The sequence below is a fragment of the Streptomyces sp. NPDC058371 genome (genome assembly GCF_042723265.1).
In the GTDB taxonomy this organism is placed as follows: Bacteria; Actinomycetota; Actinomycetes; order Streptomycetales; family Streptomycetaceae; genus Streptomyces.
In genome coordinates this window covers 1-16719 of record NZ_JBHXJC010000019.1, presented here as the reverse complement: position 1 = coordinate 16719, position 16719 = coordinate 1, and the positions used below count along the sequence as shown (strand labels likewise).

The window sequence follows — 16719 nt, the reverse complement described above, 5'->3', positions numbered from 1 at the left end:
CCACCGTGCAGGGTGCGTTTCCCATGGCTACTTCAGCCGAAGGCAGGGAGATCCCGCGCCCCGCCCGGCGTCCGTGACGAGCGTGCCGTCGCAGTGGAATCGCCCCTGAGGGATGGCCTTTTGTGCAGGCGGGAACCCGAGCGGCACAGTGCCCGAAGAGACCCGAATGCGGCGATGCCGACTGACACCGGGAAGTGTTCACCGGTGCCCAGGGGGCGTCAAGGTCGCCGACCGCAACGGTTGGCGGGTACCGGCGCCGGCCGCCCTCGGCGCCAAGTGGCGTGTACGGTCCGGGAGTCGGGCGGCGCCGTGCTCCTCGGGGCCGGCGGCATCCGGCCGACGAGCCGCCTCACCCCCTTCCGGGCCCGCCCGCCCCACATCCCGCCTCGGCCGCAGCCGCCCCCGAGCCGCGGCGGATCTCGTGGCCCGGCAGGCCCGCCCGTCCGAGGACCCAGCTCGCGCCCGGCAGGGCCTTCGCGGCCTGCTTGAGGGGTGCGAGGCAGGCGGCCGCCTGCCGGTGGTCGCGCACGCTGCCCGGCGGGCACAGCACGGTGGCCAAGGACAGGGTCACGGCACGCCCGCCCGCCGACCACGGCGTGTCGAGCACCGAGGCCGCCACCGGTTCGAGACCGTCCGGGTCCGCGAGAACCAGGAAGTCGTCACCGCCGATGTGCCCCACGCGCGTGGCGTCCGACGCGGTGCGCTGCAACGCCCGCCCCACCGCCCGGATCAGCTCGTCCCCGGCCGCGAAAGCCGGCCCCGTCGTTCACCCGCTTGAAGTGGTCGACGTCCAGCCAGCTCAGCGCGAACGCCCGGCCGTCCGCGATCCGTCGGTCCACCTCGCAGGTGATCGCGTCCGAACCGGGCAGCCGGGTCAGCGGGTTGAGCCCCGCCGCCTCCTCGACCCGGCTCTCGGCCAGCGCCCGTACGAGATCCGCGAGCCGTACGACGCCCACGCACCGCCCGTACAGGTCGACCACGGCGACATCGTCGGACGTGCGGTCCCGGTCCCCGACGGCCACCACGTCGAGCACCTCCCACGCGGTCGCGTCGACACCGACCGTTCGCGGTGGATCGCCGAGCTTCGCGGCCGGCCGGTCGGCGTACAGAGCGTGCCCGTACCGTCCGGACATCGACAGCAGAAACCGTGACCGGTGCACCGACCTGACCGGCACTCCGGAGGCGTCGACGAGCAGCACCCCCGAGACGTCGGGCGATCCGGTGAGCAGCGCCCGCACCTGCCCGGCCGACGCCGAGGCGGGCAACAGCGCGGCGGGCCGTACGAACTGCCGCACGGACGGCCCGGACCGAGGCGCTACTGCCGGGGCGGGGGCGAGCAGCGGAACGTATACGTCCGTGGCCGGCAGCCGGGCCGGCGGCGCGAACAGCTCACCCTGCGCCAGCTGAGCACCCGCCGCCACCGCGGCCGCGCACTGCGTCTCCGTCTCGACCCCCTCGACGGACAACAGGGCGCCCAGGTGCTCGCAGAGCGTCCGCATGGCGCGCACCGCCGCGGGCCGGGCCAGCAGGGAGACGTCGAGTTTCACGAGCTCGGGCGCGAGATCGGTCAGCAGCCGCAGCGGTATGTCGCCGTCACCGACGCCGTCCGCGCAGATCCGGAAGCCGTCCGCCCGGAGTGCGGCCACCGCCTCCAGCAGGGCGTGCTGGGGCACATGCGTGTACGGCGGCCCGATGTCGACCGTCACCTCCCACGCCATCCGCCCGGCCTCGCGCACGGCGGTCCGGAGTGCGGCCAGGCCTCCGAGGTCGGCCGGCGTCCCCGCGAACACGTTGACGTGCAGCGGCAGCAGCGTCTCCTTGCGGGCCGCCGCGCGGATGGCCAACGCGGCCAGGGTCCCGTCGAGTTCGGGATCGCGGCGGGCCTGCGCCAGGATGTCACCGGCCTCCGGACGCGCGAGTATCTCCAACGCCACGACTCCTCCGGTGGTCAGGTTGACGACCGGCTGGAAGGCGAAGCGGAGAGTATCCGTCCAGGAGGGCACGGCAGCATGATGGCGCCCCCCGCGCGCGCCCAGGCGCGATTCATGCGCTGTTCACGCAGGATTCCGAGCTCGTCACAGCAGGTGCGCACACCAGTCCGGTGGCAGCGGTATGACGACACGTGCGGGTGTGGTCGTCCGGCCGCCGGCTCGGCGATCGCTACCCGTGGGACGACGACACGCACCGATGCCACGGCCGTACGACCATCAGCGCGACCACCGCGCGGCGACCACGAACCGCCGCTCCGGAGCACGGACGCCACCGCACTCCGGGGCCCCGACCGCGGCACGCGGGCGAGGACGCCCGGCACCGGACCGAGGGCCTCCGTGCGCACGGCCGACCAGCCGGCGCGGCGGCGCCTCCCCGTCCCGGGCCACCGCCGACTCACCGGACGGCGATCACCGACGACCCGTGCCCGAACAGCCCCTGGTTCGCGGTGATCCCCACCCGCGCCCCCGTGACCTGTCGGTCGCCCGCGTCGTCCCGCAACTGCCAGGTCAGCTCGCACACTTGGGCGATCGCCTGCGCCGGAACTGCTTCCCCGAACGAGGCCAGGCCGCCGCTGACGTTCACCGGTATGCGCCCGCCCAGGGCCGTCGTGCCCTCCCTCAGCAGCTTCACCGCCTCCCCCGCTCCGCACAGGCCGAGGTCCTCGTACCACTGCAACTCCAGTGCCGTGGAGAGGTCGTACACCTCGGCGAGCGAGAGGTCCTCGGGGCCGATCCCCGCCTCCTCGTACGCGGCATGCGCGATGGACGCGCGGAACGTGTCGCTCGCCGGTTGCGCCGCCACCGCGGAGTCCGTCGCGATGTCCGGCAGATCGAGCACGGTGCTCGGATAGCGCGGTGTCACCGTCGACACCGCCCGTATCCGCACGGGATCGGCCGCACCGTGCCGTCGCGCGAACTCCATGCTCGACAGCACGAGGGCCGCGCCGCCGTCCGAGGTCGCGCAGATGTCGAGCAGCCGCAGAGGATCCGCGACGACGGCGGAGGCGGCGACCTCCTCCGCGGTGACCCGCTTGCGGTAGCGCGCGTTCGGATTCAGCGCCCCCTGGGCGGCGTTCTTCACCTTGACCTGGGCGAAGTCCTCCGGTGTGTCCCCGTGCTCGGCCATCCGCCGCCGCGCGTACAGCCCGAAGTACGTCGGATTCGTGGCCCCGAGGACCCGGAAGCGCAGCCAGTCCGGATCGTCGGGTCGGTCGCCGCCCGCGGGACGGAAGAAGCCCTTCGGGGCCGCGTCGGCGCCGACGACGAGCACGACGTCCGCGAGACCCGAAAGGATCTGCGCCCGCGCCGTGTTGACCGCCTGCGCGCCGGAGGCGCACGCCGCGTAGACACTGGCCACCCGGGCGCCCTGCCAGCCCAGTGCTTTCGCGAACGTCGCCCCCGCCACGTATCCCGGATATCCGCCGCGCACGGTGTCGGCGCCGACGATCGAGCCCACGTCCCGCCAGTCGACCCCCGCGTCGGCCAGCGCCGCCCGCGCGGCCACCGTCCCGTACTCGACGAAACCGCGCCCCCATTTGCCCCAGGGGTGCATGCCCGTGCCGAGCACCGCCACCTCGCCCGTCATGCCGTCACCCCCGCTCGCCGCGCACACTTCATGCCGTCGCCCCCGTCGGCCGCCAGTGCCAGGTGGTCCAGGCGGTCTCCGCTTCCTCGTTCAGCACTCCCGGCACCACCTCCACCTCCATGCCGACCGTCAGGTCGGCGACGCTGATCCCGGGGACCGTCTGGCCGAGTACCACGATCTGCTCGGCCTCCAGCTCCACAGCGATCAACGTGTACGGCTCCCACGGGAGTTCCGGATCGGACACATAGGGTGACGGAGGGCGGTACCGGCTGTCCGTGTACGACCAGACGCGACCGCGCCGGGACAGCGGCACCTCTTCCAGCTCGCCGCCACCGCAGCCGGGGTTGCGGCAGAACGTGTCCTCGCGCGGGAAGAAGACCGCCGAGCACGTGGAGCAACGCGTGCCGAGGAGATGGAAGCCCTCTCCGTCTCCGGCGAACCAACCGGCCACCACAGGTGTGCGCGTAGGCGACAAAGCTCCTCCAGGACAGCGGATCTGACGGAACGTCAGAAGTGTGGCACGGAGGACCGGGATTGGGCAGGGCGTCGCGGAGAACGGAGCGGCCTTCTCCGGGGGAGCAGCAGCGGCACGGACGGTCGGGTGCTGGGGGACGGCTCGGGCCCCAGCAAGCCCAGGGCGGCTCCGAGCGCTCTCCACGCGCCCCACGGCGGCTCGGGTCCTCGCTGTGCACCCCAGGGGCGGCGCGGCCTCGGGGTGTCCGTCCAGCCGCGGCTCCGCCCCGCTTCACCCGATGGAGCACGGACCGTATGCGATCCCTTCCCACGAGGAACCCGGTCCTGATAGACGCAGGGGTCATGACCCGACTCTCCACCGCAGTGCGCGGCCTGGTGACCGCGCTCGCGGCCCTGCTGTCCGTGACCGCGGCCTCCGCCACCGCCCGCGCGACTCCCGAACCGAAGGCGCCCAAGGACTTCGTGGCCCTGAGATCAGTGGACCCGACGATCCTTCAGGAGATGCGCTACTTCACGCCGCACAACTTCGTGGGCGAGCGCATCGACGGCTACCGGCAGCCGGTCTGCATCCTGACCCGCCCTGCAGCCCAGGCCCTCCGCAAGGCGCAGACGAAGCTTCTGCACCAGGGCTACACCCTCAAGGTCTACGACTGCTACCGGCCGCAGCGCGCCGTGGACCACTTCGTACGCTGGGCCAAGGATCTCGACGACCAGGCGATGAAACCGGAGTTCTATCCGCAGGTCGACAAGACCCGTCTGTTCGAGGACGGTTACATCGCCGAGAAGTCGGGACACAGCCGGGGCTCGACGATGGACCTGACGATCGTCAAGGTGCCGGCCGGGCCGACCCGGCCGTACGTCCCCGGAGAGCCCCTCGTGCCGTGTTACGCCCCCCAGGGCGAGCGCTTCCCGGACAACTCCGTGGACATGGGCACCGGATTCGACTGCTTCGACACCCTGGCCCACACCCTGGACCCGCGCATCCAGGGCGAACAGCGGTCCAACCGGATGCTCCTGAAGGGCACCCTCGAAGACCTCGGCTTCGTCAATCTCGCCGAGGAATGGTGGCACTACACGTACAAGCCGGAGCCCTACCCGGACACCTATTTCGACTTCCCGGTCTCCAGGAAGTCCCTCACCTCGTCGCACTGAACTCCGGCTGTGAGCCGGCGCCCTGGAGGAGGCGTCCAGGGCCTTACCAGGCACCCCTGGGAACGCCCTCTCCGTGATCGGATACAGTCCGCCGCGTGTCCGAAACTCACCATGCAACCGTCAACTCCGCGCCTGACTCGCACTGTTCGAGCTGTGGAGCGTCCTACGGAGAGGGCATCTCCGGCTGGCCCCGCACCTGCGCCGCGTGCGGCACGGTCGCATACCGCAACCCGCTGCCCGTCGCCGTGGCCCTGCAACCCGTCTACGACACCAAGGGCACCGCTCTGGTGGTGATCACGCGGACCATCACCCCCGCGCGCGGGGGCGTCGCCCTGCCCGGAGGGTTCATCGACCACCGGGAGGACTGGCGCCAAGCCGTCGTGCGGGAACTGAAGGAGGAGACCGGGATCGACGCGGCCGGCCGCGAGGTGCGGCTCGCCGACGCGATGAGCTCTCCTGACGGCCATCTGCTGCTCTTCGGGCAGTTGCCCGAACGCCCGGTCGCGGATCTGCCCGCGCCGGCGGCCACCGACGAGACGGCGGGCTGGCACCTGCTCCGTCGGCCGGCGGAACTGGCCTTCCCGCTGCACACGTTGGCCGTCCAGGCGTGGTTCGAAGGGCGCTACATCTGAGCGGTGCTCGCCGCGCAGCGTCCCCGCACCCCCCGGGCTCGCCCGTCCGGGCCGCTCAGCGCGCGTCGAGTCCCCGCAGCCGCACCGGGAGGGACGGCTCGCCCGGGCCGTTCTCCCCGTCCCGCTCGACCACGACCCGCCGTCCCTCCCAGCGCGTCACATAGCGCTCGATCTCCGGCTCCTCCCAGCCGTCACCGGCGTCGGCCACCAGCAGCCCGCCGCCGGTACGCCCCCGCGCGGGCGCCCACACCTCCAGCTCCAGGCCGCCGTCGTCGCCTCGCACGGGCACGACGGCACCCGCGCGCGCGAGCACCGGAATCCGCGACAAGGGGGCGTCGACCAGCACCTGACCCGGTCCCTCGTACACCGCCTCGGTCACGGTGTCGTACCACCGTCCCCGCGGCAGCTGCACCGCCCGCCGGTCCGCCCCCGGATCCAGCACCGGCGCGACCAGAAGACAGTCACCGAGCAGAAAGACGTCCTCACAGTCACGCAGCGCCCGGTCCTCGGGCGCGCCCCACCACACAGGACGCACATAGGGCGCCCCCGTACGCCGTGCCAGGTGCGCCAGGGTCATGAAGTACGGCAGCAGCCGCCGCCGTTGGACGAGCGCCACGCGCGCGTGCTCAAGGACCTCGTCCCCGAACTCCCAGGGCTCCCGGCGCCCCGCCCGCAGACTCGCGTGGATGCGGAACAGCGGCAGGTAGGCGCCGAGCTGGAACCACCGCAGATACAACTCCGCGGACGGGCTGCCGTCGAAGCCGCCCACATCGGGCCCCGAGTACGGCATGCCGCACAGCCCGAGACCCATCACCAGCGACAGCGACGCCCGCAGCCCGGGCCAGCCCGTGGCCACATCGCCCGACCACGCCCCTCCGTAGCGCTGCATCCCGGCCCACCCGGAGCGGGAGAAGATGAACGGCCTCTCCTCGGGAGTCAGCGCACGCAGCCCCTCGTACCCGGCCCGCGCCATGCACAGCGCGTACACGTTGTGCGCCTCGCGATGGTCCCCGCCCCGCCCCTCCAGGGAGTGCCGGGCAGACCTGGGCAGGGTGTTCTCCCCGAAGGCCGTGAACGACGTCGGCTCGTTCATGTCGTGCCAGAACCCGGCGAACCCCTGCGCCAGCCGTTCCGAGTAGAGCGCCCCCCACCACTGCCGCACGCGCGCGTGCGTGAAGTCCGGATAGACCGACTCCCCGGGCCACACGACGCCCTCCACGACCCGTCCCGAGGCGTCCCGTACGAAGGCGTCCTCGGCCGTCCCGCTGTCGTACACGGCGTTGCCCGGCTCGGCCTTGACCGCCGGGTCGACGATCGACACCAGGCGGATCCCGTCGCGCCGCAGCTCCTCAGCGAGCACCGGCAGCTTCGGGAAATGCTCCTGATCGACCGTGAACACCTGGTGCGCGTCGTAGTGGTCGATGTCCAGGTGGACCGCGTCGAGGGGCAGGTCGCGCTCCTGGTACCCGGCAACGATCCGGCGCACCTCCTGTTCGCTGCCGAATCCCCACCGCGCGTGGTGGTGTCCGAGCGCCCAGGCCGGCGGCAGCGCGGGTGCCCCGGTCAGCGAGGCCCAGGCATGCAGCACGCGCGCGGGGGTGCCCACCATCACCCAGCAGCGCAGCGGGCCGCCTTCCATACGCAGCTCGCACGTCCCGGCGCGGTCGTGCCCGGACCCGGCCCCTTCCTCGCCCTCGCGCAGCGTCACCGTGCCGTCCCACGAGGTGTCGTGGAACACGAGATGCGTGGCCGCGTCGGCCACCACCATCTGCACCGGCATCGTGATGTACAGGGGGTCGTCGCCCGGCGCGAAGCTGTGGCCCGGGTCGGTGTTCCACAGGCGGTAGGTCCCGTCCCGCAGCCGGGGTCCCGCGGCCCGCCCGCCGAGGCCGAAGAACCGCGCGTCGGCCGCCACTTCCGAACGCTGCATCCAACGCGCCGGGCCGCCGTCGGCGGCCTCCCACCACCGGGGCGGCAGATCGCGGCGCAGGGTCACTCCGCCCGGCGTGCACACCTCGACCGCACCGTGCCGCGAGACGGTGACCGTGACCCGCTCGGCCACGATCCGCCAGCCGCCGTCCTTGTCCGGCTCCAGAACGGCCCGCGGGTCCGGCTCGGGGCACCGGCTCCCGATCGCGTACGACGGCTCCGGTCCGGCCCCCTCCCAGCCCCAGAACACGGCCCCGTTCACCGCCACGGAGACCCGCAGCTCGGAGCGGGCGAACCGGACCACCCCGCCGCCGGGTGCCGGCTCCACGCTCTGCACCGATCCGGGGACCCGGGCGCGCTCGGCACCCCGTTGCGGCAAACCGGTGGCGTCGGTACGCCTCCGGCGCCACGCCGCCCGCACGGTACGCAACCCTTGAACGACACCCCCCGAACCGACCGCCTTCACCGAACGCACCAGGTCACGACCGTCCATGCCGCTCACCCTGCCATTGACGGCACCCCGCATGTGAGCCGTTCAACTGCCGTTCACCCATGGCGGGAGCACATCTTCACGACACGGACTATGTGTGGCGCACCCTGGTGTGGAAGTCGATCACATGGCATCGTCCGTGTCAGCCGCGTGACGCGCACACCCCTGCCCGTGCGCGCCAGACGCACACGACGCGCACAGTCCGGGAGCCGCTCCATGTCCGCAGACAACCCCTCGCCGCTCTGGCAGCCCGATCCGGACCGCATCGCCCGGTCACAGATCACCAAGTTCCAGGCCTGGGCGGCGGAACGGCACGGAGCCCCGTCCGAGGGGGGATACGCGGCGCTGCACCGCTGGTCCGTCGACGAGCTGGACACCTTCTGGAAAGCCGTCACCGAGTGGTTCGACGTCCGCTTTTCGACCCCCTACGCGCGCGTGCTCGGCGACCGTTCCATGCCCGGTGCCGAGTGGTTCCCCGGGGCGACCCTGAACTACGCCGAACACGCCCTGCGCGCCGCCGACACGCGTGCGGACGAGCCGGCCCTGCTGCACGTCGACGAGACCCACGAGCCGAGGCCGGTGACCTGGTCCGAGCTCCGCCGGCAGGTCGGCTCCCTGGCCGCCGAACTGCGCACCCTCGGCGTACGCCCCGGAGACCGCGTCAGCGGCTATCTCCCGAACGTCCCGCAGGCCGTCGTCGCCCTGCTCGCCACGGCCGCCGTGGGCGGCGTCTGGACGTCCTGCGCCCCGGACTTCGGCGCCCGCAGCGTCCTCGACCGCTTTCAGCAGGTCGAACCGGTCGTGCTGTTCACCGTCGACGGCTACCACTACGGCGGCAAAGAGCACGACCGCCGCGACACCGTCGCCGAACTGCGCCGGGAACTGCCCACCCTGCGCGCGGTGGTCCACATCCCGCTGCTCGGCACCGACGCCCCCGAGGGTGCCCTGGAGTGGTCCGCCCTGACGTCCGCGGACGTGGCACCCGTCTTCGAGCAGGTGCCCTTCGACCACCCCCTCTGGGTGCTCTACTCCTCCGGCACGACGGGCCTGCCCAAGGCGATCGTCCAGTCCCAGGGCGGCATCCTCGTCGAACACCTCAAGCAGCTCGGCCTGCACTGCGACCTGGGACCCGAGGACCGCTTCTTCTGGTACACGTCCACCGGCTGGATGATGTGGAACTTCCTCGTCTCCGGCCTGCTCACGGGCACCACGATCGTCCTGTACGACGGCAGCCCCGGCTACCCGGACACGGGCGCCCAGTGGCGGATCGCCGAGCGCACGGGAGCCACCCTGTTCGGTACCTCCGCGGCGTACGTCATGGCCTGTCGCAAAGCCGGCGTCCACCCCTCCCGCGACTTCGACCTCTCGCGCGTCCAGTGCGTGGCGACCACCGGCTCGCCCCTGCCGCCCGACGGGTTCCGCTGGCTGCACGACGAGGTCCGCGACGACCTGTGGATCGCGTCCGTCAGCGGCGGCACGGATGTCTGCTCCTGTTTCGCCGGCGCCGTACCCACGCTCCCGGTGTACATCGGCGAACTCCAGGCGCCGGGTCTCGGCACCGACCTCCAGGCGTGGGACCCGAGCGGCGCGCCCGTCATCGACGAGGTCGGCGAGCTCGTGGTCACCAACCCCATGCCGTCCATGCCCATCCGCTTCTGGAACGACCCCGACGGCAGCCGCTATCACGACAGCTACTTCGACATGTATCCCGGAGTGTGGCGCCACGGCGACTGGATCACGCTCACCTCCCGCGGCTCGGTCGTCATCCACGGCCGCTCCGACTCCACGCTCAACCGCCAGGGCGTACGCATGGGGTCAGCCGACATCTACGAAGCGGTCGAGCGTCTCCCCGAGATCAAGGAGTCGCTCGTCATCGGCATCGAACAGCCCGACGGCGGCTACTGGATGCCCCTTTTCGTGCACCTCGCCCCCGGAGCCGTGCTCGACCAGGCCCTCCTGGGCCGCATCAAGCGGACCATCCGCGAACAGCTCTCACCTCGCCACGTCCCCGACGAGGTCATCGAAGTTCCCGGAGTCCCGCACACCCTCACCGGAAAGCGCATCGAGGTCCCGGTGAAACGCCTCCTCCAGGGCGCCCCACTGGAGAAGGCGGTCAATCTCGGTTCCGTGGACAACGTCGAACTGCTGCGCTTCTACGAGGACCTGGCCCGCAAGCGCGCCTGATCAACCCCCGTAGGTGGCCTCGGACTCACCCAGCACTGCCGCGAAGTCCGAGGCCAGCCGCGCCGCGTCGGCCGGCCGCAGCTCGGCGACCGAGATCCGCACACCGGGCCCGGACAGGAGCCGGAAGCGCGCACCCGCCGCGACCCACCAGCCGTACGACCGCAGTCCGTTGACGACAGCGGACTCGTCCCGCACCGGCACCCACACGTTCATCCCGCTCACGCCGTCGGCCGCGATCCCGCGCGACGCGAACTCTCCGACGAGAGCTTTCCGCCGCAGCTCGTACGTCTCCTGTGCGCGAGCCACCAACGCGCGCGTGCCCTTGTCCGTCATCAGTCCGTAGACGGTCTCCTGAAGCAGATGACTGACCCACCCCGAGGTCAGCAGCATCCGGCCGTCGTGCCGCGCCAGACTCACCGGATCGCAGGCCGCCGCGGCCCAGCGCAGGTCGGTCCCGAGAAACTTGCTCACGGTCCGCACGTGCACCCAGCGCGTCAGACCGCCCGACGTCAGGCTGCGCAGCGGTGCGCTCGCAACGGCGGACGCGTGGTCGTTCTCCACGACCAGCACTTCGGGCTCCTCCCGGAGCAGCTCGACCAGCGCGTCACGGCGCGCCGCCGAGAAGTACCCGCCGTACGGGTTCTGCGCTCGCGGACTGCACACCACCGCCCGGACACCCGCGCGCAGCGCGGAACGCAGGGCATCCGGCCGGATGCCCTCGTCGTCCACGGCGACCGGCACCGTGCGCAGGCCCAATGCCGTGACCAGATCGAGCAGATGGTGATAACCGGGGTCCTCCATGGCCACGGCATCCCCGGGACGCAGCTCCACGGAGAGCAGCCGCCCGATCAGATCCAGAGCCCCGTGGGCGAACGTCACCCCGTCCGCCGGCACCCCGTCCGGCCTCAACCAGTCGCGTATGGCGTCCTCCAGCCGTGCCACCCGAGGCGTGGCGCGGTGCGACCGCGCACCGGGGGAGAGGCGCGACGGCGGCACCAGATCGGGGAGCAACTCGGGGTCAGGGTGCCCGCCGGCGAGGTCGCGCAGCCCGGCGGGCACCTTCGGAGGGCGCCGCGAAGCGACCGCTGGAGCGGCGGCGACCACGGTCCCGCCGCGCCCGCGCGTCACCACGATCCCGCGCTGCCGCAGCTCCTTGTAGGCCGTCGCGACCGTTCCCGCGCTCACCCCCAGTTCATCGGCGAGCCTGCGCACGGGCGGTAGCGCCGCGCCGGGGCTCAACGCGCCCTCGGCCACACCCCGTTCGACGGACGCCGCAATCCCCTTGGCTGTCGTACCTGCGATCCCATATTGTGTTGCCACGTTACACAGTATGTACCAATACATAGTTTCGAGCAAGGCTCGAAGCAAGGGGGAGCAGTGAGCCCAGCGCGCCGCGCAGCCGCATGGTCAACGCGCATTCCAGGAGGCCCTGACGGTCGCAGAATGCTCTGGATCGCCCTCGTGGACCGCATCGGCAGCGGCCTCTGGGCCTCCGTCTCCGTCCTGTACTTCACATACGTCACGGGCCTCTCCGTCGCCGAGGTCGGCACCCTCGTGGCGATCGCCGGGGCCATCGGCATCGCCGGCGCGCCACTCGGCGGGCACCTCGCCGACCGCCTGCCTCTCACACACGTCCTGATCGCCCTCCAAATACTGCGCGCCCTGGCCTCGTTCGCCCTGCTCACCACGGACAACTTCGCGCTGCTGGTCGCCTTCTCCGCCCTCGGCGGCCTCGGCGACCGGGCAGCCAACGTCCTCACCAAGCTCTACGCGGCGCGCATAGCGGGCCCGGACCGCGTCCGCTACCAGGCCGTCAACCGCACCGTCGCCAACGCCGGCTGGGCAGTGGGCGGCCTCGTCGCGGCAGCGGCCCTCGGAATCGGCACTGCCGCGGCCTACCAGTGGCTCCTCGCGGGCGACGCCGTCTCCTTCCTCTGCGCCGCCGCCCTCACACTCCGTTGCGGCGAGCCCCCGTCACCCTCGCGTACGGTCGCCACCTCGAAGGACCCGCGTCCCAAGGCCAAGACGGCCGGACCATGGCGAGACCGCACCTACCTCGCGTACGTCGCCACCGAGACCCTTCTCTTCCTGGACGACGCCGTGTTCAAGGTCGGCCTGCCCCTGTGGATCGCCCACGCGAGCAATGCCCCGCACGGGCTCGCGCCCCTGCTCCTGGTCCTCAACAACGTGATGGTCGTGGCCCTCCAGGTCCCCATGGCCCGGTTCGGCGCGACCACGGCCGCGGCCCGCGCCCTGCTGCTCCCGCTCTCCGCGATCTTCGCGCTGGGCGGTGTCACGATGGCCCTCTCCGTCACGGGCGGACCGCTCACCGCGACCCTGTTCCTCACCGCCTCGGCCATCGCCTTCACCATGGCGGAGATACTCCACGCCACGGTGTCCTGGGAACTGTCCATCGCTCTCGCCCCCGAAAACGCACAGGGCGCGTACCTCGGCGTGCACGGCCTCGCGCAATCCATCCAGCGCGCCATCGGACCACTCGCCGTCACCGCGGCCATCGCGACCGGCCCCGCCGGCTGGGGCGTCTTCGGCGCGACCATCGCCCTGACCTGCGTAATCCAGCATCGCCTTGTGCGCGATCATCTCGATCGACCCGCGTTGTCAGTGCCTCCGATTACTGTGAGTGAGCATTGATCGACTGTGCACAGGGGGAGAACATGGCGCACACCGAACACAACACGATGCGACGCGTCCTGCGCCGCGAAATCGCCGGCACCATCGGCCTGCTCACCGACGAGCAGGACTTCGCGGCCATGCGCCGCTACCGCACCTTCACGTTCGACGACCACAGGACCTACCTCCAGCAGGTCGAAGCCCTCCTCAGGACCCTCGCCTCCCAGGGCAGCCACACCACGGTGGCCCTCTTCGACCCCGAGGAATACGCCGAGTTCTGCGCCGCCGCCGGCCTGGACCCCGACGCCCCGGCCAGCCGCACCCGCTTCACGGCCGAGCTGGCCGCGACCGGCCCCACCCTTCCCTACGAAGGACAACCTCTCGCCGACCTCGTCCCCGACCTCGTGGCCGAGGCCGTACGCCAAGCCACCTGGGAGTACGCGGCCACGTTCCTGGCCCGCATCGGCAGCTGCGCGTCCTGCGGCGAGGACATCGGACGAGCCGCCTTCACCCAGGCCGCGCACCTGGTCGCTCGCATCCTCGACACCGCGGGCCCGGGCGAGCGCCACCTCGTCTGCAGCGTCTCGGCGGCCGCCGAATCACTCATGGCAGTGCTCCGGGCCGGCGACGGCGCCGAGGGCATGACAGACCTCGACGAGTCCGAAGTACTGGAATTCACCACGGTCCTGGCTCTCGGCATCGCGACCCAGGCGCCGGGCGGCCTCGTCATGCGCACCAGCGCATCCGGGACAACCGATCGTGTCTACGGATGGCGCCTGCGGGGAGCGGGCCTGGAAGCCCTCACCGCGTCCGAGGTCTTCGACGCCTACTGCACCGACGTCGAATCCGGCGAGCTCGTCTCCCCGGAATCCGGCGTCGACTACTGCACCCCGCCCGACCTCGGAGCGGAGGGCCAGACGCCGGGACACACGCACTGAACGCGCCAGGGGCGCCCCACCCGCAGGTGGAGCGCCCCTGACAACAGCCGATCACCGGACGGGATGCCGGCTACTCGCCGGACAGCACCGCCTGAGCCGCGTTCCGCGCCTCCTCGGCCGTGTCCGTGGCACGCGCGGCAGCAGCAGCCCGCTCGCACTGCGCCAGCGTGTACTTCGCCAGCGTCGCCCGGACATAGGGAATCGACGCGGCACCCATCGACAGGGAGGTGACCCCCAGACCGGTCAGCACACAAGCGAGCAGCGGATCCGACGCCGCCTCACCGCAGACACCACAGCTCTTGCCCTCGGCCTTCGCCGCCTCGGCGGACAGCGCGACCAGGTCGAGCAGTGCCGGCTGCCACGGGTCCTGCAGACGGGACACCGCACCCACCTGCCGGTCCGCGGCGAACGTGTACTGCGCGAGGTCGTTGGTGCCCAGGGACAGGAACTCGACCTCCTGCAGGATCGACCGCGCCCGCAGCGCGGCCGACGGAATCTCGACCATCGCACCGAACTTGGCCTGCAGTCCGGCCTCCCGGCAGGCCTCCGCGAACGCCTTCGCGTCCGTACGGTCGGCCACCATCGGGGCCATGACCTCGAGATAGACCGGCAGGCCCTCCGACGCCTTTGCCAGAGCGGTCAGCTGCGTGCGCAGAACATCGGGGTGGTCGAGAAGCGACCGCAGACCCCGCACACCCAGTGCCGGGTTCGGCTCGTCGGCCGGCGTCAGGAAGTCCAGCGGTTTGTCCGCACCCGCGTCGAGCACACGCACGACGACGCGGCCCTCGGGGAAGGCCTCGAGTACCTGCCGGTACGCCTCGATCTGCTTCTCCTCGGACGGCGCGTTCTTGCTGTCGTCCAGGAAGAGGAACTCGGTACGGAACAGCCCGACGCCCTCGGCACCCGCCTCGACGGCAGCCGGCACGTCCGCGGGACCGCCGACATTGGCGAGCAACGGCACCTTGTGACCGTCGGAGGTGGCCCCGGGACCGGTCGAGCCGGACAGCGCCGCCTTCCGCTCCGCCGCCGCGGCCTCGAGCGTCGCCCTCTTCTCGGCACTCGGCTCCACGAAGATCTCACCGGTGCTGCCGTCCACGGCGATCACCGTGCCCTCGGCGAGCTCACCCGCACCGGGAAGAGCGACCACCGCGGGAACACCGAGCGCCCGCGCCAGGATCGCGCTGTGACTGGTCGGCCCGCCTTCCTCGGTGACGAAACCGAGGACAAGAGTCGGGTCGAGCAGCGCCGTGTCGGCCGGCGCGAGATCGCGCGCAATAAGAACGTACGGCTCGTCGCTGTCCGGGACGCCCGGCATGGGTACGCCGAGCAGCCGGGCGACAATGCGGTTCCGCACGTCGTCGAGGTCGGCCACCCGCCCGGCCAGGTACTCACCGGCACCCGCCAGCAGCGCGCGATACGCGGCGAACGCGTCGTAGACCGCGCGCTCCGCGGTGCTGCCGACGGCGATACGCCGCTCCACGTCCGCCATCAGCTCGGGGTCCTGGGCCATCATGGCCTGCGCCTCGAGCACCGCCTGGGCTTCGCCTCCGGCCAGATTGCCACGCGCCATCAGATCGGCGGCGACAGCTTCCACGGCCTTGCGGGCGCGCCCCTGTTCGCGCGCCGCGTCCTCCGCGGGAATCTGCTTGGCAGGCGGTTCAAGCACCGCCGTTCCCATGTGCCGAACCTCGCCGATCGCCACACCGTGGCTCACGCCGACGCCTCGCAGCGTTGTCTCCATCTCACCCGTCTCCGATAGTGCGGCGAGTCCAGCTGCCGCAGTGGTTGTTCAACTTGTCGTACAGAACGGTGCTGACGTCGCTGTCAGATGTCACTGCCAGCTGAAAAGAACGTCTCCGGCCTTCACGTCGCCGTCCTCACGGACATCGGAGAGGGACTCGGCCGTGGCCTCGAGTGCCACGACCGGGCACACCGCGGACTTGCCAGCCGCCTCGACGGCAGCGGGGTTCCAGCGGATCACGGCCTGACCGCGCGTCACGGTGTCACCCTTGTTGACGAGGAGCTCGAAGCCCTCGCCATTGAGCTGCACGGTGTCGATGCCGAGGTGGGTCAGCACACCGTGGCCCTGGTCATCGACCACGACAAAGGCATGCGGGTGAAGCGAGACAACGACTCCGTCGACGGGGGCAACGGCCTCCGAGGGCTCACGCACGGGGTCGATCGCCGTTCCGGGGCCGACCATGGCCCCGGAGAAGACGGGGTCCGGCACTGCGGCGAGCCCGATGGCGCGTCCTGCAAGAGGGGACGTCACGGTGGTCATGGGAAGCCTCCCAGGGGTGGAGATTCATATGGGCCGTCACTGCCTGTATCGGACGGCGCACTGTTCAGCAGGGTATGTCATATGAACTGCCGGTTCCGCACGAGAGGTCCCGGTTGGCAGCCGTAGAGCACAGCGCAAACGATTTGCGCCCGCTCCCAGGCCCCATGTACAGTCGTACTCCTGCTTGAGGCTGAGCGATGCGATCCAAGCGTCCTTGCCTGGCAGCACCCAACTTGTCAGATCCTATCTCGGGGTCCGGTTCTGCATGTTCGCAGGACCGTGGTCAGAGAGACGGAAAAACCCTGATAGAGTTTGGAAACACCGAAGGGAAGCGCCTGGAGGAAAGCCCGAGAGGGTGAGTACAAAGGAAGCGTCCGTTCCTTGAGAACTCAACAGCGTGCCAAAAATCAACGCCAGATATGTTGATACCCC

General features: G+C 71.2%; 11 protein-coding genes and 1 pseudogene. 5 read left to right on the top strand and 7 right to left on the bottom strand.

The window, feature by feature from the left end; all coding sequences use genetic code 11:
• Positions 1-349: 349 nt before the first annotated feature.
• The 3 genes and pseudogenes from ACFWM2_RS36180 to ACFWM2_RS36170 all read right to left on the bottom strand — a co-directional run bounded on the left by ACFWM2_RS36180 (position 350) and on the right by ACFWM2_RS36170 (position 4030).
• Positions 350-2003 (bottom strand): annotated as a pseudogene (locus tag ACFWM2_RS36180) (EAL domain-containing protein).
• 382 nt (positions 2004-2385) lie between these two features.
• Positions 2386-3576, bottom strand: coding sequence for a lipid-transfer protein (locus ACFWM2_RS36175; RefSeq protein ID WP_383289132.1), 1191 nt, complete (start codon positions 3574-3576; stop codon positions 2386-2388).
• Between the two features lie 28 nt (positions 3577-3604).
• The gene (locus tag ACFWM2_RS36170; protein WP_383289129.1) at positions 3605-4030 is read right to left on the bottom strand and encodes a Zn-ribbon domain-containing OB-fold protein; all 426 of its coding nucleotides are present in this window, start codon (positions 4028-4030) and stop codon (positions 3605-3607) included.
• A gap of 362 nt (positions 4031-4392) precedes the next feature.
• Here ACFWM2_RS36170 and ACFWM2_RS36165 point away from each other — a divergent pair, with 362 nt between their 5' ends.
• A complete protein-coding gene (locus ACFWM2_RS36165) occupies positions 4393-5202 on the top strand; it encodes a M15 family metallopeptidase (protein WP_383289126.1) in 810 nt (269 codons plus the stop codon).
• Positions 5203-5297: 95 nt separating this feature from the next.
• Positions 5298-5834 (top strand): NUDIX domain-containing protein, encoded by a 537-nt coding sequence (locus ACFWM2_RS36160; protein WP_383289123.1) that lies wholly within the window; start codon positions 5298-5300, stop codon positions 5832-5834.
• Positions 5835-5889: 55 nt separating this feature from the next.
• On the opposite strand, the gene ACFWM2_RS36155 is transcribed toward ACFWM2_RS36160, so the two are convergent.
• Positions 5890-8256: a TIM-barrel domain-containing protein gene (locus ACFWM2_RS36155; RefSeq protein WP_383289120.1), complete on the bottom strand. Its 2367-nt coding sequence runs from the start codon at positions 8254-8256 to the stop codon at positions 5890-5892.
• Positions 8257-8469: 213 nt separating this feature from the next.
• Between ACFWM2_RS36155 and ACFWM2_RS36150 the strand changes: the two genes are divergently transcribed.
• Positions 8470-10437 (top strand): acetoacetate--CoA ligase, encoded by a 1968-nt coding sequence (locus tag ACFWM2_RS36150; RefSeq protein ID WP_383289117.1) that lies wholly within the window; start codon positions 8470-8472, stop codon positions 10435-10437.
• Here ACFWM2_RS36150 and ACFWM2_RS36145 read toward each other — a convergent pair whose 3' ends face one another.
• The gene (locus tag ACFWM2_RS36145; protein ID WP_383289114.1) at positions 10438-11757 is read right to left on the bottom strand and encodes an aminotransferase class I/II-fold pyridoxal phosphate-dependent enzyme; all 1320 of its coding nucleotides are present in this window, start codon (positions 11755-11757) and stop codon (positions 10438-10440) included.
• A 123-nt stretch (positions 11758-11880) separates the two neighbouring features.
• Between ACFWM2_RS36145 and ACFWM2_RS36140 the strand changes: the two genes are divergently transcribed.
• Both ACFWM2_RS36140 and ACFWM2_RS36135 read left to right on the top strand, forming a co-directional pair.
• The gene (locus tag ACFWM2_RS36140) at positions 11881-13089 is read left to right on the top strand and encodes an MFS transporter (RefSeq protein ID WP_383289111.1); all 1209 of its coding nucleotides are present in this window, start codon (positions 11881-11883) and stop codon (positions 13087-13089) included.
• Between the two features lie 23 nt (positions 13090-13112).
• Entirely contained in the window at positions 13113-14006 is an 894-nt protein-coding gene (locus ACFWM2_RS36135) for a hypothetical protein (protein WP_383289109.1), read from the top strand.
• A 70-nt stretch (positions 14007-14076) separates the two neighbouring features.
• Here ACFWM2_RS36135 and ptsP read toward each other — a convergent pair whose 3' ends face one another.
• Both ptsP and ACFWM2_RS36125 read right to left on the bottom strand, forming a co-directional pair.
• The gene (gene ptsP, locus ACFWM2_RS36130) at positions 14077-15747 is read right to left on the bottom strand and encodes a phosphoenolpyruvate--protein phosphotransferase (protein WP_383289106.1); all 1671 of its coding nucleotides are present in this window, start codon (positions 15745-15747) and stop codon (positions 14077-14079) included.
• Positions 15748-15837: 90 nt separating this feature from the next.
• Positions 15838-16287: a PTS glucose transporter subunit IIA gene (locus ACFWM2_RS36125; protein WP_383289103.1), complete on the bottom strand. Its 450-nt coding sequence runs from the start codon at positions 16285-16287 to the stop codon at positions 15838-15840.
• Between the last annotated feature and the right edge of the window lie 432 nt (positions 16288-16719).

Coding starts and splice junctions, on each gene's coding strand:
- ACFWM2_RS36125 (WP_383289103.1), bottom strand. CDS start 16,287: ATGACCACCGTGACGTCCCCTCTTGCAGGACGCGCCATCGGGCTCGCC.
- ACFWM2_RS36155 (WP_383289120.1), bottom strand. CDS start 8,256: ATGGACGGTCGTGACCTGGTGCGTTCGGTGAAGGCGGTCGGTTCGGGG.
- ACFWM2_RS36150 (WP_383289117.1), top strand. CDS start 8,470: ATGTCCGCAGACAACCCCTCGCCGCTCTGGCAGCCCGATCCGGACCGC.
- ACFWM2_RS36175 (WP_383289132.1), bottom strand. CDS start 3,576: ATGACGGGCGAGGTGGCGGTGCTCGGCACGGGCATGCACCCCTGGGGC.
- ACFWM2_RS36165 (WP_383289126.1), top strand. CDS start 4,393: ATGACCCGACTCTCCACCGCAGTGCGCGGCCTGGTGACCGCGCTCGCG.
- ptsP (WP_383289106.1), bottom strand. CDS start 15,747: ATGGAGACAACGCTGCGAGGCGTCGGCGTGAGCCACGGTGTGGCGATC.
- ACFWM2_RS36140 (WP_383289111.1), top strand. CDS start 11,881: ATGCTCTGGATCGCCCTCGTGGACCGCATCGGCAGCGGCCTCTGGGCC.
- ACFWM2_RS36135 (WP_383289109.1), top strand. CDS start 13,113: ATGGCGCACACCGAACACAACACGATGCGACGCGTCCTGCGCCGCGAA.